This is a genomic window from Nocardia sp. GP40 (assembly GCF_050434125.1).
GTDB lineage: Bacteria > Actinomycetota > Actinomycetes > Mycobacteriales > Mycobacteriaceae > Nocardia > Nocardia albiluteola.
Genome location: NZ_JBNPVW010000020.1, coordinates 111,458 through 130,090, shown reverse-complemented (window position 1 = coordinate 130,090; position 18,633 = coordinate 111,458). Strand labels below are relative to the sequence as shown.

The window sequence follows — 18,633 nt, the reverse complement described above, 5'->3', positions numbered from 1 at the left end:
CAGCTGCAGAGAGGCAGACATGTCCGAAACAACGAGTCACGGGGTGACTGGCACCGTGGCGGTGATAGACCGCCCTACCCCGATGGTCCTGTCGGTGGCGCGTCGTCTGCGCGACGCGTTCGCCCGCGGTGCGACGTTCACCGCGACCGACGACGCCCGGACGGTCCGCCTGTCTTCGGCCACCGACGCCCAACAGGCCTTCGTCACCTTCGCCGGCTCGGAGATCACCGTCTCCGCCGAGAGCGTCGCGGAGCCGGACCTCACCTGGGATGTGCGCTGGCCCGATCCGGCGCCGGCCGAGAGCGAGGCGCCGGATGGCTTCGCGAATGAGGTCCGGGAGTTGTTGTCCGGCAAGGATATCGACTGGCGCTCGGCGGCGGAGACGTTCTGGGATCGTGCGAGCGCGGTCCGGGGGATGCCGGGTGGTCTCGGCATCTACTGCTTCGACGAGAACGAATTCGCCGCGTTCGGCGACGTCGAGCACAACGGATATTCGTTCCTCGGCTCGGCGGCCGCGCTGTCGCGGATGTTCGGGGGCCGTTCGCTGGTCATGGAAGAACTCGAGGGCGGCGAGCTCGCGCTGCAGGGCTCTCTGTCCGATCTCTCGGCGCTGATCGGCGCCAATCTCAAGGTGGTGTGCGGTGAGCTCTGACCGTTTCGATGAAATGACATCCGTTTCGCGCGTGCGTCTCGAGGCGACCAACCACGACGGCGTCCTGATCGGCAAGACGCTCTCCGCGGCGAAATACCGATCGTGTCGGGGGACGGGCATCATGCTCCCCGACCTGGCCCTGGGCCTGGACCTCAACAATCATTCCGCTCTCGGTTTCGGCTGTCCGGCGTGGCGGCGCAACGGTCTGATGACCGACATCGAGCTCCGGCCCGACGAGGACACCCTGGTCGAATGGAAGCCCGGCATGGCGTCGGTGATCGGCGACCTGTGGACCCTGCAGGGTGAGCCGGTGGAGGCGGACCCCCGTCAGGCGCTCAAGCGGATCGCGGCCGCCTACGCGGAGCGGGGTTTGAACATCCTGGCGTGCGTCGAGATCGAGGCGACCGTCTTCCAGGAGTCCATCGATCAGGCGCGCGCACAGCAGTATCAGAACCTCACGCCGCTCGGCGGCAATGCCGGAGCCGCGCTGGTGCACGCGAAGTCTCCGGACTATGTGGAGTACACCGAGGCCGTCGTCGCGCGTTTCGACGAGCTCGGGATCCCTTGGGAGGCATGGTCGGACGAGGCCGCGAGCGGTCAGATCGAGTTCAATATCGCCCCTGCCGATCCCGTCACGGCCGCGGACCGGTGGGCGCGCGCCCGCCAGGTCATGCGCGAGGTCGCCTACTCGCTGGGGCGATCGGTGACCTTCATGTCGAAGTGGTCCGCGGAGTACGGGCAGGGCGCGCACCTCAACGTCTCGGTCAGCGACGAGAACGGCAACATCTTCTTCAACGCGAACGAGCCGAGCGAGCCCAGCGAACGCATGCTGCACTTCCTCGGCGGTGTGATGGCGACGCTCGAGGCATCGACCAGCTTCGCTCTGCCGACCGTCACCTCCTACCGGCGGCTGCAGGAGCTCGAAGGGCCCCCGACCACCCTGACGTGGGGCGTCGCGAACAAGTCGTGTGCGGTTCGCGCGGTGCCGGCCGGTGCCTCCGGTACTCGTCTGGAGTACCGGCTGCCATCCGCGGATTCCAACGTGTACTCCACGCTGGCCGCGTTCCTGGCCGGTGGCCTGCTGGGGCTCGATGAGAAGCCCACGCCGCCACCGGCTTTCGAACACATGGCATGGGCGCTGGCGCCTGGCGTCGTGCCGGCGGTTCCGAAGAACCATTCCCGCAAGAACCGCCTGCACAAGGCGTTCCGGGAACTGGGTCGCGTCATCAGGACGATCACGCTGCTGCGGTTTCTGTCCGAACCTGAACTGCGGCAGCAGATCACCGCGATCACCAACCGGGTGGAGGCGTTCCACGGGTTCGCCGCCTGGCTGATGTTCGGTGGGAAGCTGATCGGTCACAACGACCCCGACCACCAGGAACGGGTGGTGAAGTTCAACGAACTGGTCGCCAACTGCGCGATCTACTCCACCGCCCTGGACATCACCGACGCCGCGAACGCCCTGGCGGCCGAAGGGCATCCGGTCGATCCCGACGACCTGGCCACCATCACCCCGTACATCACGCGCACGATCCGCCGATTCGGTGACTGGGTGCTCAACCTCACCCCACCCGAGGGTGAGCCGGTCACGCGCCTGGACCTCGAACCCCGCGCCCTGTTCCCCACCGGCACAGTCTGACATGGCCCGCCAGCGCCGTTCTTCGGGAAACCTCACCGGCCAGCTTCCGGCGCGACATGACTACCCGCCTGGATCTGAATCGAGAGCGGGAGGCTTATTCACAAGCGTCTTGATGGCCTCTGTCTGGGTGTAAGCGCTGTCCAGCGGCCATCAGCCGTGGCGCGCGTTCGACCTCGGCCGAGGCCGGCACCGTGGTAGCGACGAATTCTTGGAGCAGGCCACTGGCGGGAAACTGTTCTCGAGTTCTGTCAGGGGTCGTGCCTACCCTGTCGTCATGGTGAGTGTGAAGGTCGTTGACGAAACGGCATCCGGGGGTCGCGACGACGGCTGGATGTTCGAGGTGACCGAGGAGCGGCTGCCGCTGCGGGAGATCATCCGGCGGCGGGTATTCCAGGAGGTCGCCGAGCACAATGCCGGCGCGTCTCGTGGTGTCTTTCGTGGTCTGGTACGGCCGGCAGATGCCGAGGTGGTGCGCGGCGGGTTCCGCACGACTGGTCGTGTCGATCCGGAACGTCAGTGCGAGGCGGCGTTGCAGGCTTTCGGGCGCAACGGTTTCGTGGTCCTGGTCGGCGATCGACAGATCGAGGAGTTGGACGAGGTGATCGCGCTGCCACTGGGTGTGGAAATCACATTCCTGAAGCTCGTCGCATTGGTGGGTGGCTGAATGTCGAGGTCCGAGTACGAGACCGCGGCGCGGGCCGCCATCGCCGCGGACGACATGGACGCCTTCTTCGACGCATATCTGCAGGCTTATCAAACGGAGACAGACAAGTACGTGTGGCGTGCTGGTGCGGTATCGAACATGGCACGCGTCTTGCCAGACGAGGCGTCTGAGCGGTTGGCTCGCGTCTGCGCCGCAGCGGCCCCAGCCGCTTCCAAGCACATCCGAAACGCGATCGACAATCTGCAAGGGAACATCGTCTATTCCAAGTACAAGACAGCAGTCCTCGATGCCATCGCAGCGGACGACATGGACGGGTTGTGCACCGCGCTGGTGCGAGCACACCAGATCGTCGAGTCCTCCCATTTGGCGGCCGACAATGTCGTCTTATGGCATGCCCTGTTCGCCAAGGTGCGTGAACTGCCGACCGAGACGGTCGAACGGCTTGCTCGCGCTTGCGCGGTTGCGTTCCCAACCGCCTCGGAGCGCGAGCAGCACTCTCTGCTGCTCTTGGCGTCGACCATCGCACCTACCTTGCCGATCCTGGTCGAAGAACGGCGAGCAGTGCTGGAAACCCTGTCGAACCACCACGGCAGGTTAAGCCTTTTCGCGATCGACTCGTCTCTGGCCCTGGCGGAACTGGGGTCAGGACGTATCTTGAGCCCTGAGGTCGTCGCGGTGTACCGCCGCGGAGCCTGCGAGAGGTACCAGGACTCTCGTGTTGCAGAGGTCGCCCGGCAATGTCCCGAACCAGTGGTCAATGTGGGTGAGCAATGGGCGGACCGAGCACTGGAGTTGGCTTGCTTGTCTCCGGGTTGGCACGACCTGCTGGCCTTCGCCACTACCGCCACGATGGGAAAACCGAACGCCCAGTGGGAAAAGACCGGTCGAGCGCTGCTGGCGCCGGTGGATTCCTTCGACGAGAAGGTGCTGTCGTTGTTGGAACTGGTGGGCCGACCCAGGACATTACCGCTGCGGCATCGTCTCGCCGAAGATCCCGGCCTCAACGACGAGTACGACCCGTTCAACGCGAACGCGGTGCGCGGTCTGCTGTGGCTGCTGACGTATCGGCCCCCGCAGCCGACGACCGCCCGCATCCTGGGCGGCCTGGTGGAGACGTCGCTGCGCAAAATCAAGGGTCTGGGACCACGTAGCCCGAAGATTGCCAACGCCGGTGTTTACGCTCTGAGCCAGGTGAGCGGCGAGGCGGCGCTGGGTGAGCTGGCCCGCTTGGCCGCCACGGTGACTTACAAGGGCACGTTGAAGCTGATCAACGCCGCTCTGGAGACCAAGGCACACGCGCTCGGGCTGACCCGCACTCAGATCGAGGAGATGGCTGTGCCCACCTACGGCCTGACGTCGGTAGGCACGGCGGAATTCGCCTTCGGCGCCGCGTCGGCGACGGTGACCGTGGACGGCACCAAGGCGGTGCTGTGCTGGTTCACGAGCAAACCGGTGAAAAGCGTCCCGGCCGCAGTGAAACGCGACCATGCCGAGGAATTGAAAGAACTCGAGGCGACGGCCAAGGACATCGGCAAGATGCTGACGGCCCAAGTCGAACGGCTGGATCGCCAGTTCCTGGAGCGCCGCGCCTGGGATTACCCCTCGTGGCGGGAGTATTACATCGACCACCCCTTGGTGGGCACGATCGCCCGCCGTTTGTTGTGGACAGTCGACGGGGTCGCCTGCGGCTACGCAGACGGCGCGCTGCGCGACGTGGCGGACACCCCGGTGGGTGGTGAGGTCGTGGAGCTGTGGCACCCGCTCGGTCGCTCGACGGAGGAGATCCTCGCATGGCGAAACTGGTTGGAATGCAAGAATATCCGGCAGCCGTTCAAACAAACCCATCGCGAGGTCTACCTACTCACCGACGCAGAACGCCACACCGGTACCTACTCGAACCGCTTCGCGGCGCACATCCTGCGCCAACACCAGTTCCACGCGTTAGCCGCTGTCCGGGGATGGCGCAACAAACTCTTGCTGGATGCCGACACCTTCGTGCCGCCACCGACCCGTGAACTGCCGCAGTGGGGTGTGCGCGCGGAATACTGGGTGGAGGGCGACCGCGGCGACATTGGGGACGTCGACATCACGGAGTCCGGCAGCTACCTACGCCTGCGCACCGACCAGGTGCGGTTCTATCCGATCGACGCAGCACAGAACTTTGCCAACAGCGCTTTCCATGGCGGCTTCCATGGGTCGGCCGAGCCACTGCCGCTCTCGGACGTGCCCGAACTGGTCCTGAGCGAAGTACTGCGCGACGTGGACCTGTTCGTCGGTGTGGCCAGCATCGGCAACGATCCGACATGGTACGACGGTGGTCCGAACGGCAGGTTCGCCGACTACTGGACCGACTACAGTTTCGGCGACCTGAACCAGACTGCACAAACCAGACGTGATCTGCTGACCAGGCTGCTGCCCCGACTGGCCATCGGCCACCAATGCACTGTGGAAGACAGATTCCTGCATGTGCGAGGTACCAAGCATTCGTATCGGATCCACCTGGGCTCAGGAAATGTCCTGATAGACCCCAACAACCGCTACCTGTGCATCGTCCCCTCGGCACGAACAACCGAACCGGACTCGTTCCTGCCGTTCGACGGTGACCGGATGCTGTCGGTGATCCTCAGTAAAGCCCTGCTTCTGGCCAACGACACAAAAATCACCGACCCAACCATCCTGAGCCAACTCCCGTGACAATGCTTCAGGCGTGACAGTTGGTCGAACTCAGTGCACCGATTGCCATCTCGTGGCGCACTTCCGCTCCTGACACGATCCTTACCTCACCCAAGACGAGGATGGGGCGGGGATGTTTCACAGGCGGTCACCTATGAAACAGCTGTCCGTCCGGTTGCCGTCCTGGGCGTACACTGTTTCATAGAGTGTTGCATTCGACTGCACCCGTGAAACAGTCACATGAAACAATCCGAGGGTGAGCGACGACGACTTCCTCCTCGTGGAGGCCCACGACTGCCCCATGTCGACCTGCGCCGCCCCGGCAGGGTCGGCCTGCCGGACCGGCAAGGGCAAAGTCGCCGCCCAATACCACACCGCGCGATTCCGCCTCGTACCCTCGCTCGCCAAAGCACTCAACGTCCCCACCCCAGCCCTGCGCAAGCCCGGATCCCTATGGGCAGAACTGCCGCGTCCGGCCGCGTCCACCAGGGAGCCGGCCGGGCACGTCCGGATCGGCTATGCTCGCGCGTCGACCGCTCGCCAGTCCCTGGACACCCAACTCGACTCGCTGCGCGCCTCCGGCATCGACCGGGTCTTCGCCGAAAAGGTCTCCACACGCTCCACCACACGGCCCGAACTGGACAACGCAGTCACCCTGGCCCAGGAATTGCGCGCCTCCGGCGTCGCAGTCACTCTCGTCGTGCACGAACACAAACGCCTCGGCCGCGGAATCGAACTCGCCGCCCTCGCCGAGCAATTGAAAGCCTCCGGCATCGGCCTGGAATTCCTCACCGGCGAGCTGCAAGGCTCCCATGACCCGTCCGGGATCGTGTTCACCGTACTGGCCGCACTGTCGGGCATGGAACGCGAATACATCCGCGACCGCACCCTCGAAGGCCACGAATCCGCCCGCAAACGCGGCAAAGCCATCGGCGGCGCCACCGTCAGCGACGACGCCATGCTGTCCATGGCACTGCACCTGCGCGAACAGGGCCACAGCCTCCGCGACATCGCCGCCCGCCTCGTCATCACCAAGGGCAAGAAGAAAGGCCAGCACCCCTCCCCGGCCACCGTCCTGCGGCTACTACGCGACCACGACCACGCTGCATTGAGGTGATAGTCGTGGATTCCCACGCCGCCGCCAGCGCCGCACCGCTCGCGAACCTCCGGCGTGAGGTGAGCATGCTGCTCCCTGGACGCACCCCACCGCTGACCGGCAGCTTTCAGTCCAGGGTGATACCGAGGGCCTCCAGCCCAACCTCCAGATCCGAGGTGGCCAGGAGCTTCTCGATCGTCTGACCCGACAGCGTGGAGCACATCCTCAGAACGTCGTCGGTGAGCCGGTCCAGCTCGTCGAGCGCGGCCACATACGTTGCCAGAGCAGCTCTTTCCTCCGCGCAGACCACCTCACCTGCCCAGCGGTCCGCCTGGTTGCGTAACAACACCTGCTGCTCACGCTGATTCTCGTAGACGCGCGCCGCGTGGTCTACCGTCGCGTCGTCCAATCGGTACGGCTGCTCGACCGCCGGCGCGAACAGTTCGATCTGTCCGACGGTGATCGAGATACCTTCCCGCACAATGTCGGTGAAGTATCCGATCTCGGAAGTCGAGTACCAGTTCTGCTCACAACCGTCACTCACCCCGCGCAGGCTAGACCCTCCCAGCCCAAGCCACCCGACGATCCGCCGACCGGCTCGACACAATTAACAGTCCCCAAGACTGCACCGGTCCTCACCAGCCATTACAGCCCTCACGGCAGGTTTCTGCCGTATTCAGGTCGCACCTCATCTCCAAGCGGCACAAGACATCTGCCGACGCCACGGCGTGCTGTTCATCGCCGACGAGGTCGTGACCGGATTCGGGCGCACGGGCCACTGGTTCGCCAGCGGACGATTCGGCCTCGACCCCGACCTGATCCTCTGCGCCAAAGGCATCAGCAGTGGATACATGCCCCTCGGCGCCGTACTGATCAACGAACGCGTGGCGACCCCGTTCTGGCCCGGTGACTCCGCGACGATCTTCAACCACGGCTACACCCACAGCGGGCACGCCACCGCCGTCGCCGCCGCACTGGCCAACCTCGACTACCTCGCCGACCACGACCTGCTCGCGGCGGCGCGATGTATCGAGGCCGAATTGCCGGAACTGCTCGATCCTCTCGTCGAAATACCGGTCGTCGAGTCGGTTCGCACGGGGCCCGGCGCATTGGCTGCTGTCCAGCTCGATCCCCGCAGGTTTTCTGCGGACCCGAGTTTCGCCACCCGCACCATCGCCGCGGTCTGCGAAGCTGGGGTCCTCACCCGCGTCATGTCCTGCGGGGCTCTCCAGATCTCACCCACTTTGGCGATATCGGCATTCGAGCTCGATGAACTGGTGGACCGGCTGCGGACGGGGCTGCGCAGCCTCGGGTGAAACTCGCTGGACGACAGAAGGCCCGGCCACGAGAGGCTGACCGTTCCCTCTGTGTCTCGGCCCGCCGTTGCCGCCGGTCGGCATCCCGCTGAGGTCGCGCCGCCGCAGCTCTGAAGCGAATCCGAAATCTGTACGCTTGACTTGATCAAGTAATCAGAGCGCCACGTGCGCCGATGAGCGGATGGAGTGAACAAGTGGCCCATGTGTCGACAGAGGATCGTTCGGTGCAGTTCATCGAGGCGGCGGTGCGGGTCATCGCCGAGCATGGGGTCGGGAGTGCGACGACGCGCCGGATCGCCGATGAGGCCGCGGCTCCGCTGGCATCGCTGCACTACTGCTTCCGGGACAAGGACGGCCTGTTCCTCGCGGTCTTCGAGCATCTCGCCGCCGAGGCCACCAAGCTGGCCACCTCCATCGAGCCGGGCGAACTCGACGCGACCGCCGCGGAGGTCATCCGACTTTCGGTGCGCTGGGTCATGGAGCATCCGGACTACGCGTTGGCCCAGGTCGATCTGTACATGTGGCTGGTCCGCAACCGGCCGGCGCTGGCGGCGGAGTCGGTCGCCCTCTATCTGCGGGCGGTGACGCACGTGCTGCAGCGCGCGGCGGGACCGTCCGCTCGAGCCGGCGCCATCGAGGACCTCGCGGCGGTGCTGAGCGGCGCCACCGATGGGCTCGTCCTGCAATGGGCCTCGCACCGGGATCAGGCGCGGGCCGATGCCTATGCCGATGCCCTCTGCGCCGGAATCCCGGCGATGTGCCGCCGCGCCCTGGGTTAGCCCTGGTCAGGGGCGGCTCGCGGCCGCCGGCGTTCGACGATTTCCGGCTCACCTCTTGACACGTCGTGTGCTCCGGCTCACAATCAGATCATTCGATCAGATCAAATGACTCAGACGGATGATCGGATATGGAAATGAGGAGCAATGACTACCGAAGCTAAAGCCGCCCTGCGATCGGTCGCGGCGACGACCCCTCTCGCCGAGATCCTCGACATCGTCGCGAAGGACGGTGGCGTGATCATCGAGAACTTCCTGTCGGCGGACCAGATCGCGCGGTTCAACGCCGAAGTCGAGCAGCCGATGCAGGCGCTCGCGCCCGGCTCGAAGCACGAGAACGAAATCGTCGCGGAGTTCCACGGCCGCAACACCAAGCGGCTGACGAACCTCGTGACGCACAGCAAGACCTTCCGCGAGGAGATTCTCGAACAGGACCTGATTCACGACCTCTGTGACGCCCTGTTCCTGGAGGAGTCCGGCACCTACTGGCTGACCACCGCGCAGCTGATCGAGATCGGTCCCGGAAACGGCGCTCAGTTCCTGCATCGGGACCTGGAGAATTGGTACCCGTTCGTCGGCTTAGGTCCGCGGGGGCCCGAGGCGTGCGTGAACTTCATGATCGCGTTCACCGACTTCACCGAGGAGAACGGCGCGACGCGGGTCATCCCGGGGAGTCACCTGTGGGAGGACTTCGAGGATCGCGGTACCCCGGAGCAGACCATTCCCGCGGTCATGAAGGCGGGAGACGCGTTCTTCTACAGCGGGAAGACGGTGCACGGCGGCGGCGCGAACGTCACGACCGACCAGTACCGCCGGGGGCTGGCCTTCCCCCTCAACCTGGGCTTCCTCACCGGTGAGGAGGCGTACCCGTTCCTGGTCGACATGGAGATCGCGCGGCAGCTCTCACCGCGTGTGCAGCGGATTCTCGGCTTCCGCTCGCAGTACCCGAAGGGGTCGCCCGGCCTGTGGCAGGTGGACTACAGCGAGCTCGGGGACTACCTCCGGCTCTGACACGCCGATCGGCACATCCGTAGCCCGCGGCCTGCCGGAGAGGTGATGAGCCCGCTCGGGCAGGCCCGCCGCAGCCATCAAGGAAGATGTAATGGGTATCGACTCCTCCAGAACCGCATTCGAGCGGACCCGTCGGAGCCTCGGCGGTGGCGTCAGCTCGGGGCTTCGTGCCGCGATGCGGCCGGTTCCGCTCTTCGTCGAGCGCGCCCGCGGAGCTCACCTCTGGGACCTCGACGGCGACCGCTACCTCGACTACGTGATGGCGTGGGGTCCGTTGGTGCACGGGCACAGCCACCCTCGCGTTGTCGACTCGGTGGCGCGAGTCATGACATCGATGCAGGTCGTGGGCATGGGCCATCGCCTCGAGTACGAAGCCGCGGAAGCGGTACTCGCATCGGTGCCGGGTGCCGAGCGCCTGGTGTGGACGAATACGGGGACCGAGGCCGTGCAGGTCGCCCTGCGGTTCGCACGAGCGGCAACCGGCAGGCACCGAATCGTCAAGCTCACGAAGGCCTATCACGGCTGGCACGACAGCGTGTACGCGAGCATGGGCCCGGACAACACCGATGAGGCCGCCGTTCCCGCCAGCCTCGGGCAGAGTCCCAATGCGTACGCCGATCTGATCATCAGTCAGTTCAACGACATTGACGGCATCGCAGCGCTCCTGGATCGTGCCGAGGAACGCCGGATTGCCGCCGTGCTCATCGATCCGATCATGAGCAACGCCGGCGTGCGGGCGCCGGCGCCCGGATTTCTCGAGACCCTGCGCAGCCTGTGCGACAGACATGGCGTCGTATTGATCTTCGACGAGGTCATCACCGGCTTCCGGATAGCACGCGGTGGGGCCGCCGAGAGATTCGGTGTGCGCCCGGATCTTTCGGTGTTCGGCAAGGCGATCGCGGGCGGGTTCACGCAGAGTGCGGTTGTCGGACGCGCGGACATCATCGATCTCGTGGAGCACGGCCTCGCTCACGCCGGAACGTTCAACGGCAACCCGGTGGCGCTTGCGGCGGTGCAGGCCGCGATGGAATTGTCCGCCGCACCAGGAGTTTTCGAGGATCTGGACGATCTGGGAGCCGCCTTCGAGCAGGCGATCACCGACGTGTTGACCTCGGCCGGCTCGCCCGGCAGCCTCCGGCGGGTCGGATCGCTTCTGCAGTTCGTTCCGCGCGATCAGGCGACGAGTCTGCATGGCACGGACGGGATCTGGGCCGAGATCGCTGCCGGCATGCTCGAAGCGGGCGCCGTGTTCATGCCGTCCGGAAAAATCTTCCTCAGCACCGCACACACGCTCGCCGACATCCAGGAGACGGCCGCGCTCCTCGAGCGAGTCCTGCAGCAGATATCTGCACGTTCCGCATAGCGCGAACAGCAGCACTCGCCCTCGGTCACCGAATTCTATTAGAAACAAGGAATTCTCGATGAATACGCTAGTTATGGCGTTGCTGCTTGCCGTCGACACATGGATGGCCCTGGCCGGCTTGTATTACGGACTGCAGTTCATTCGCCGCCACCGCAATTATCTGCTCGGTATCGAGTGGCTGGTGATCGGAATATCGGGTACGAACGTTCTGGTCCTCGGCCTCACCGGGATCGATCATTCGAGCGTGAGTTACCACCTGATGGTGTTCTTCGACGCGTTCTCGCGTTCGTTCGGCATGACCCTGGTCATCGTTCTCGGCATGATGGCCGTGACCCGAGGATATCGGGCCTCCCCGGTGGTCGAAGCCTGTGCCTTCGGTGTGGCGAGCGCCGTCGGGCTGTGGCGAGCGATCGATGTGCGGCCCGTCAGCTTGGGATGGGCCCTGTTCTACCTCGTGCTGAATCTCGCTGTGGCACTGTTCATGGTGTCGGTCGCGGGGCGGCTGTGGCGGGTCGGCGAACGACGATCCGCGGTGTGGGTTTTCATCGCGACGATGCTCGGGGCGTTCATCGCGTCCATCTACGACTTCGTCCATATACCCGGCGACGACGACAACCACACATTGTTCTACATTCCGGCACTAGCGGTCTGGGCAATCATGGTCATGACCTACTACCACGGCTACCGCGCGCTAGACGATCACAATCGGCATCGCGCCCTGCAGAAGATCTCTGCACAATAGTTTTCACACTCGCTGTACATGATGTAGGCAAGTTTATTTCGGCGCGCCTGTTTTGCGGATCGCAAGTAAGGCTCAGCCGCATTCCGCGCGAGCATCTCGCCATCACCGCGGTGGATCCTGCCGCAAAAATTCGCAATTCACGAAAGTTCGGAAATGCTATGACAGCTCCAGATTCGCCGATTCCCGCGGTAGCGACGGGAAACGATGCGGAACTACGCGGAAATACCTCGCCGGGGGTCATCACGCTCAATCGGGTGGGCAGTGCATTCATCTGGTTGTACATACTGGCGATCTTCGGTGTATGGACGGCCGTTCTGACTCCTACCATGATCACGCTGGCATTGCGTGTCTCGCAGGTGGATCCGTCGGATGCCTCCGTGGCCTACTCGGCGATCGCGGCGACCGGTGCGCTCATCGCGCTGCCCGCGGGCCCGTTCTTCGGCCGTCTGGCCGATATCACGATGACCCGTTTCGGTCGCCGCCGTCCCTGGCTGGTGGTCGCCGCGATCGGCATCCTGGTGGGGAACGGGATCGTCGCCTTCGCGGGTGGCGTCCCAGGTTTGATCGCCGGATGGATCATCGTGTCCGTCGCCGGCACTATCGGGTTGACCGTGTTGTGGTCCATGATCGCGGACTCGATCCCGCCGGAACGCGCGGGCTTCGTGGCCGGATTGGCCGGTGCGGCACAGGGGGTGGGACTGATCGCGGGCACGTTCATCGTCCGCATCACGCCCGGAATGACCGCGCGGCTGCTCATCCCGGCGATTCTGGGTGCGGTGCTCGTCGTCGCATTCGTGGCGATGCTCCGAGAAACCGACTTCGTGGGGCAGGTTCGGCCCGTATTCAATTTCCGCGACTTCGTCCGGACGCTGTACTTCGATCCGAGAAAGGCGCCCGACTTCGCCTGGTGCCTGGCGTCGGTGTTCGGTGTCACCGCCGGCGCCGCGGTCGTAGCCACCTTCCTGGTCTACTTCCTGCAGGACGAGCTGAAACTCGATAACACGACCCTTGTCCCCACGGTTTTCGAAGCGACGCTGATCATCAACGCCATCGCATCGATCATCAGCCCGCTAGGTGGTCGTCTCGCGGATCGAATCGGCAGGCGCAAACCACTTTTCGCGGCCGCGGGCCTGCTCGTCGCCGGCGGATGCGGCGTGATGGACATCGCCACCACTGTCCCCGAATTCCTCACGGGCTGCGTCTTTTTCGGCATCGGATACGGCCTGCTGATCGGACAGATGCTGGCCCTGGCCGCATTGACGATGACCTCGTGGGAGAACGCGTCCCGCGATCTCGGGCTGGTCGTACTGACCCAGTCGGCGGCTCTGATGATCGCGCCGCTGGTGGCTCCCGCACTGCTGTCCATCGACGGCCCGAACAGATGATGATCAACAAGCTTGTCGCGACCACGTGCCTCACCGCACTCGCCGTCAGCCTCACCACCGCCGTCGCGTGTGCCGAACCCGCACCAGTAAACCCGACGAATCCACCGAACTCGAGTATCCGCACGACCGTTCTCCCCGGCATCCACTACACCTCGAGCATCGTCGACGGATCGGTGCGGATCAGCACCGACGGTGGCTCACTCACCGTGCGGGGCAATCAGTTCCAGGTCCTCGATGCACGGGGCAATCTCGCCGCTGGGTTCCCGCTCACCTACCGCAAGGACGGTAAGGACTGGCCCATAGCGGCGCAGATCGACGGCAATACGGCGATGCTGACTCCGCGCACCGACCCCGCCTCGGCCCGGCCGACCACTCTGCCGCGACCGGTCGCGTCCCAGGCGCAGTGGCAGATTGCGATGGCCTCGGCCGCAACCGAATTCGGCCTGGCGATCAGCGTCGGAACCCTGATCGGCACGCTCATCGGCGTTCCGTTGGGGTGTGTCGCGGGGGCGCTGACGGTGGGAACCGTTACCTTCCCCGTCTTCTTCGCCGGTGCGCTCGGCGGGTGTCTGGCCGGTGCCGCGGTCGGCGCCGCGTTGGGGACCGCTGCCGGGGTGGTCCTGATCGGAGTGCCCGTTGGCATTGCGGCCCTGATCGACTTCTCCAACCAGATCAACGCCCCCGACCCGACGACCGCGACCCCCGCCCAATAAGGCAGACCGAACCGGTATGGCTGGGCCAACTCGTTGCGGTGTTGGCCCAGCCGTCACGTTCATTCAACCCCGGAGCTCGTCGAAATATGCACTCTGACAACAGTATTAACCACATCGCTGCGGGCAAGCGAATGAACCTACCGGGTATGGATGTCGCCGTGTTGGAACGATTCCTACGCGAGCGGGGCATCGAAGTCCGCGGTGACCTACGCGTGGAACTCATCAGCGGCGGGCGATCGAATCTGACCTTCACCGCATCCGACGAAACGTCCAAGTGGGTCGTGCGCCGACCCCCGGTGTCCGGGCTCACCCCGTCGGCACACGATATGGCGCGCGAATACACGGTGACCGACGCGCTCCAGCAGTCCGCGGTACCCGTGGCGAAAACGGTCGCGTTTGACGCGGAGGGCGTCGCTCTCGGTGCGCCGATGACGGTCGTCGAATACGTCGACGGGTCCGTGATCGGCGATCGGGACGACCTCGCTGCGCTCGGCGACGCGCAGGTGACCACCGCAGTCGAAGAATTGGTGCGGGTACTGGCCGAGTTGCACGCGGTGCGCCCCGACGCGGTCGGCCTGGAGAAGTTCGGTCGGCCAGCGGGATTCCTCACCCGTCAGGTGAATCTCTGGGCGGCCCAATGGGAGCGGGTCAAGACCCGCGAACTCCCCGATGTCGCGGCCCTGCACAGCGCCCTGGCGGATGCGGTGCCGCCGGAGTCGGCGGCCTCGATCGTGCACGGCGACCTCCGCATCGACAACACCATCCACGATCGCCGTAAATCTGCGCGCACCACTGCAACTCGTCCAGGGTGCCCTGCCGATGCTGCGTGCCGCGGCGGCGGCCGACCCCGGCCGCGGCGCGAAGGTGATCGCGCTCTCGTCGCTCACCGGTGTGTACGCCGAGGCCGGACTGGCGGTATACGGCGCGGCCAAGGCGGCACTCATCTCTCTGATCGCCACCCTGAATGCCGAGGAATCGTCGCACGGCGTCACGGCCACCACGATCGCTCCCGGCTACGTCGACACCGAGATGAGCGCATGGATCCACGATCGGATCCCGCCCGATCGGATGCTGGCCGTCAGCGACGTGGTCGAACTGGTAGACGCCCTGTTGCGGTTGTCCTCCCGCGCGGTCGTGCCGAATATCGTTGTGTCGCGCGCCGGAACCGACGGTTATCGTGCATAGCCCGGAGTGCTTCGTGCATGCTCGGGCGGGTTACGGAATCGACAGGTCCTGATGGAGTGGGCCGAGCTCGGCGGCGATCCGAGCGAGAGCTCGGATCGGCTCGGTCTCGGTACGCCAGAACAGCGCCCAGTGCAGCCGCGGCGCATCGGCCAGCGGCCGGAAGGTAATGCCGGGGCGGATTTCCCAGTTCGGATGGCGGTTGTGGAAGGTGTCCCATAACGGGCGCAGGTCGTACGCCGTTGGTGCCGACCATGCCGATCGTGAGCCGGCCCGCCATCGGGACCGGTTCATCAGCCGCACCGAGCTGGCTGCCGCCCTCGACCAGGTCCACGACGAGGGCTGCGCACGCATCTCCTCCGGCGATACGGGGGCCTGGCTGACGGTCGCGGCACATCCCACCGCCACGGGAACACAGCGCGTCGGCGTCGGCCACCGTCAACCAGATCCGCGACGAGGTCCGCGAATGGGCCACTGCCACACCTGCGATGCCCGGCATCTTCCTGGGCAAGTCGGTCGCAGGCCATCCCGGGATCCGGCGCGCGGTCGTGACCGGTTCGCACGACTACCACGGCACCCTGAACCGTACGGATTTCACCTGCATGGATCAGGCAGGCCAATTATTAGGCAGTGGTCTATGCCTGGTGACCTGTGAAAAGCGCAAGTGCCCGACCGGTCATGTTCGGTGGGCCTGACGCTAACCAATCCGAACCATCCGGTGGCCGTTCGGTCGCGGTGCCGACGCACCATGTCGCGGTGCGGGCACATCCGGACTATATTTATTGAAAATGTTTTTCATTAAGGAGTTGGTTATGGCCATCGATGCCGCCGACCTGGGCGAAGTTCAGGAGACGCTGCTGATTCCGCTCTACGGTCGCGCCACCGAAACCGGCAGAGCCCGTCCGATCCTGCGTGACCCCAAGGCCGTGGAGATGATCGGGGCCATCGACTACGACTTCGGCAAGTTCGATGGCGGGCGCAGTCTGTTCGGAACAGTCGTGCGCACCAGCATTATCGACGCGTGGGTCGAGGAGTTCCTGGACCGGCACCCGGAGGGCACGGTGGTCGAGATCGGGGCGGGCCTGAACACGCGGTTCGAGCGGGTCGACAACGGTCGGGTGCGCTGGGTCGATCTGGACCTGCCCGACGCGATGGCGCTGCGGTCGAGGTTCTTCGTCGAGACCGAGCGGCGACGCATGGTCGCGGGGTCGGTGCTCGACGAGGCCTGGGTGGAAGCGGTGAAAGCTCTTCCGGGACCGTACTTCTTCATCTCCGAGGGCGTGCTGGTCTACCTGGAGGAGTCCGACGTCCGGCGCGCCGTCGCGCTCATCGCGCGGTACTTCCCAGGCGCGGACCTCGCGATGGACACCACCGGCCGCTGGATGATCGAGCACCAGGACCGCCACGACGCCATGCAGAAGGTGTCCGCACGCATGCGTTGGGTTTGTGACGATCCGCGCGACGTCGAACGCTGGGGCCTCGGAATCCGGCTACTGGAATCCGGTGACCTGTCCCGGCTTCCGGCCCTCCTCCGCGAGCGGGTGCCGCTGGCACGACGTCTCGGGCTGCGGGCCGCGAGCCTGGTGTTCCGCCAGCGGTTCGGGCGCTACAGGCTCAATCGCTATCGCGTGTAAGCGAATCCGCGACCGATCCGGTGGCGAGCTGGTAGGCGCCGTCCTTGCGGGTGACGAGAACCTGTTGGAATCCGGCGGATTCCAACAGGTTCCGCAGCTCGTCATCGCTGTGGAACCGTAGCCGCCGCGCCACCGGACCGGGCACGACTTTGCCCGGCGGCTGCGGCGCGACGGTATGCACGACGATGCGCCCGCCCGGCGCGAGCACCCGTCGCAGCTCGGCGAGCGCGGTCTCGGCGTTCACGAAGAACAGGGTGTTCATGGTGGTGGCGCAGGTGAAGTGGCCATCGGGCAACGGCAGCGATTCGGCTCCCGCCTCGAGGACCTGGAGGCGGCCCTCGCGCACGGCCTCGGCATTGGTGGCCTCGGTGAGCCGCACCATGTCGGCACTGTGGTCCACGGCAGTGACCCGGCAGCCGGAGGTCAGGGCGCGGGCGGCGAAGGTGCCACCGCCGCAGCCGATTTCGAGCAGTAGGTCCTCGGGCTGCAGGGCCAGCGCGGCCAGGCCGTCCTCGAAGATGCCGTGGTGTGCCTTCATATCGCGCCACATGGCGCGCGCGAGCGGGCCGCGCGGGCGGCGCAGCATGCGGTCGGTGAAGATGTCGATAAGGGACATGGGTGATCGCTTCCTGTGGGGTTCGATGGGTTCGGGTGCGGTTCAGGCGCGGATCCGCATATCGCCGAACATGCCGCGGCGGGCCATGGGTCGGGCCAGCACGTTGTGGGGATAGCCGGCGGGGATGGCAGAGACGGCCTCGAGTCGCCTCAGCTGGTCCTCGTCCAGTCGCAGGCTCAGCGCCGCGAGACTGTCGGTGAGCTGCGCGTGCGTGCGGGGTCCCAGGATGGGTGCGGTGACATTCGGGTTGCACAGGATCCAGGCCAACGCGACCTGCGCGGGGGAGCGGCCCAGCTGACCGGCGATGTCGCGCACGGTGTCGGCAATGGTCAAAGACCGTTCGGTCAGTGCGTCATTGGCGTGAATCAGGTGTCTGCGGGAGGTTCCGGGGGTCGGTGCCGCGCCATTGCCCGGCAGATCCGCGCGGGTGTACTTGCCGGTGAGCACCCCGCCCGCGAGCGGCGACCAGCCGACGACGCCGAGCCCCAGCTCCGCGGCCATCGGGACCATGTCGTGCTCGGGGGTGCGCTCGGCGAGATGGTATTCCAGCTGCAGCGCGACGAGCGGTGACCAGCCGCGCAGCTCGGCCAGGGTCTGCATGCGGGAGATCTGCCACGCCGGAGTATTGGAGATCCCTAGGTACAGCACCTTGCCCGCGCGCACGAGATCGTTCATGGCGCGCAGGATTTCGTCGACCGGGGTCGAGCCGTCCCACATGTGCAGGTAAAGCAGATCCAGGTGGTCGGTACCTAACCGGAGCAGGCTCGACTCCACCGAGGCCACCATGCTCTTGCGATGATTGCCACCGGAATTGGGGTCCGCCGGCCGCCTCAGCAGGCTGTATTTCGTTGCCAACACCAGATATTCGCGATCGGCGGCGGCGAACTCGCCCAGCCATTTCTCGGCGGTGCCGCCAGTGTACTGGTTGGCGGTGTCGATGAAGTTCCCGCCCCGCGAGACATAGGCGTCGAAGATGCGCCGCGCCTCCGCTCGGTCCGCGCCCCAGCCCCAGTCGTCACCGAAGGCCATGGTGCCCAATGCCATTGGTGACACTCGCAACCCCGATCGGCCGAGCAATCGGTAACTATCGAGGTCGGCCCGCATCGGGTCGTTCATCGGCGTGGTCTCCTCCCGTGCTCGGTTCGGGCTACCTCCGAGCATCGTTATTGAA

17 protein-coding genes and 2 pseudogenes are annotated in these 18,633 nt (G+C 65.5%); 15 read left to right on the top strand and 4 right to left on the bottom strand.

All coding sequences use genetic code 11. The features are described from left to right. Window positions 1–43 precede the first annotated feature (43 nt). The 5 genes from ABH933_RS40680 to ABH933_RS40660 all read left to right on the top strand — a co-directional run bounded on the left by ABH933_RS40680 (window position 44) and on the right by ABH933_RS40660 (window position 6,745). Window positions 44–652: a hypothetical protein gene (locus ABH933_RS40680; RefSeq protein WP_429427074.1), complete on the top strand. Its 609-nt coding sequence runs from the start codon at window positions 44–46 to the stop codon at window positions 650–652. Next, entirely contained in the window at window positions 642–2,291 is a 1,650-nt protein-coding gene (locus ABH933_RS40675) for a Tn3 family transposase (protein WP_429427076.1), read from the top strand. The genes ABH933_RS40680 and ABH933_RS40675 overlap by 11 nt, the downstream gene beginning before the upstream one ends. Before the next feature lie 340 nt (window positions 2,292–2,631). Next, window positions 2,632–2,955: a hypothetical protein gene (locus ABH933_RS40670; RefSeq protein WP_429427078.1), complete on the top strand. Its 324-nt coding sequence runs from the start codon at window positions 2,632–2,634 to the stop codon at window positions 2,953–2,955. Then, window positions 2,956–5,649 carry a DUF4132 domain-containing protein gene (locus ABH933_RS40665; RefSeq protein ID WP_429427080.1) on the top strand — a complete coding sequence of 898 codons (2,694 nt, stop codon included), beginning with the start codon at window positions 2,956–2,958 and terminating at the stop codon, window positions 5,647–5,649. Window positions 5,650–5,884: 235 nt separating this feature from the next. Next, window positions 5,885–6,745 carry a recombinase family protein gene (locus tag ABH933_RS40660; protein WP_429427082.1) on the top strand — a complete coding sequence of 287 codons (861 nt, stop codon included), beginning with the start codon at window positions 5,885–5,887 and terminating at the stop codon, window positions 6,743–6,745. 106 nt (window positions 6,746–6,851) lie between these two features. Here the strand turns inward: ABH933_RS40660 and ABH933_RS40655 are convergent, their stop codons facing one another. Further along, the gene (locus ABH933_RS40655) at window positions 6,852–7,268 is read right to left on the bottom strand and encodes a hypothetical protein (protein WP_429427083.1); all 417 of its coding nucleotides are present in this window, start codon (window positions 7,266–7,268) and stop codon (window positions 6,852–6,854) included. A gap of 79 nt (window positions 7,269–7,347) precedes the next feature. Between ABH933_RS40655 and ABH933_RS40650 the strand changes: the two genes are divergently transcribed. The 9 genes and pseudogenes from ABH933_RS40650 to ABH933_RS40610 all read left to right on the top strand — a co-directional run. Next, complete coding sequence (locus ABH933_RS40650) at window positions 7,348–8,040, top strand: aminotransferase class III-fold pyridoxal phosphate-dependent enzyme (RefSeq protein WP_429455272.1); 693 nt, start codon at window positions 7,348–7,350, stop codon at window positions 8,038–8,040. Between the two features lie 224 nt (window positions 8,041–8,264). Further along, on the top strand, window positions 8,265–8,819 hold the full coding sequence (locus ABH933_RS40645) for a TetR/AcrR family transcriptional regulator (protein ID WP_429427085.1): 555 nt from the start codon (window positions 8,265–8,267) through the stop codon (window positions 8,817–8,819). Window positions 8,820–8,963: 144 nt separating this feature from the next. Further along, complete coding sequence (locus tag ABH933_RS40640) at window positions 8,964–9,827, top strand: phytanoyl-CoA dioxygenase family protein (RefSeq protein ID WP_429427087.1); 864 nt, start codon at window positions 8,964–8,966, stop codon at window positions 9,825–9,827. Between the two features lie 91 nt (window positions 9,828–9,918). Further along, the gene (locus tag ABH933_RS40635; RefSeq protein WP_429455262.1) at window positions 9,919–11,190 is read left to right on the top strand and encodes an aspartate aminotransferase family protein; all 1,272 of its coding nucleotides are present in this window, start codon (window positions 9,919–9,921) and stop codon (window positions 11,188–11,190) included. A gap of 58 nt (window positions 11,191–11,248) precedes the next feature. Then, window positions 11,249–11,932 (top strand): hypothetical protein, encoded by a 684-nt coding sequence (locus tag ABH933_RS40630; protein ID WP_429427092.1) that lies wholly within the window; start codon window positions 11,249–11,251, stop codon window positions 11,930–11,932. A gap of 158 nt (window positions 11,933–12,090) precedes the next feature. Then, window positions 12,091–13,317, top strand: a complete 1,227-nt coding sequence (locus ABH933_RS40625; RefSeq protein ID WP_429427094.1) for an MFS transporter — start codon at window positions 12,091–12,093, stop codon at window positions 13,315–13,317. After that, window positions 13,314–14,030, top strand: a complete 717-nt coding sequence (locus tag ABH933_RS40620) for a hypothetical protein (RefSeq protein WP_429427096.1) — start codon at window positions 13,314–13,316, stop codon at window positions 14,028–14,030. The genes ABH933_RS40625 and ABH933_RS40620 overlap by 4 nt, the downstream gene beginning before the upstream one ends. An 86-nt stretch (window positions 14,031–14,116) precedes the next feature. Then, window positions 14,117–14,740: pseudogene (locus tag ABH933_RS40615) on the top strand (phosphotransferase family protein); the annotation flags it as partial. A gap of 55 nt (window positions 14,741–14,795) precedes the next feature. After that, window positions 14,796–15,215 (top strand): annotated as a pseudogene (locus ABH933_RS40610) (SDR family oxidoreductase); the annotation flags it as partial. Between the two features lie 30 nt (window positions 15,216–15,245). Here the strand turns inward: ABH933_RS40610 and ABH933_RS40605 are convergent. Then, complete coding sequence (locus ABH933_RS40605; RefSeq protein ID WP_429427098.1) at window positions 15,246–15,566, bottom strand: hypothetical protein; 321 nt, start codon at window positions 15,564–15,566, stop codon at window positions 15,246–15,248. Window positions 15,567–16,024: 458 nt separating this feature from the next. Here ABH933_RS40605 and ABH933_RS40600 point away from each other — a divergent pair, with 458 nt between their 5' ends. Beyond that, a complete protein-coding gene (locus ABH933_RS40600; RefSeq protein ID WP_429427100.1) occupies window positions 16,025–16,846 on the top strand; it encodes a class I SAM-dependent methyltransferase in 822 nt (273 codons plus the stop codon). Here the strand turns inward: ABH933_RS40600 and ABH933_RS40595 are convergent. After that, on the bottom strand, window positions 16,827–17,462 hold the full coding sequence (locus tag ABH933_RS40595; RefSeq protein WP_429427102.1) for a class I SAM-dependent methyltransferase: 636 nt from the start codon (window positions 17,460–17,462) through the stop codon (window positions 16,827–16,829). The genes ABH933_RS40600 and ABH933_RS40595 overlap by 20 nt on opposite strands. Before the next feature lie 42 nt (window positions 17,463–17,504). After that, window positions 17,505–18,578 (bottom strand): aldo/keto reductase, encoded by a 1,074-nt coding sequence (locus tag ABH933_RS40590; protein ID WP_429427104.1) that lies wholly within the window; start codon window positions 18,576–18,578, stop codon window positions 17,505–17,507. Window positions 18,579–18,633 lie beyond the last annotated feature (55 nt).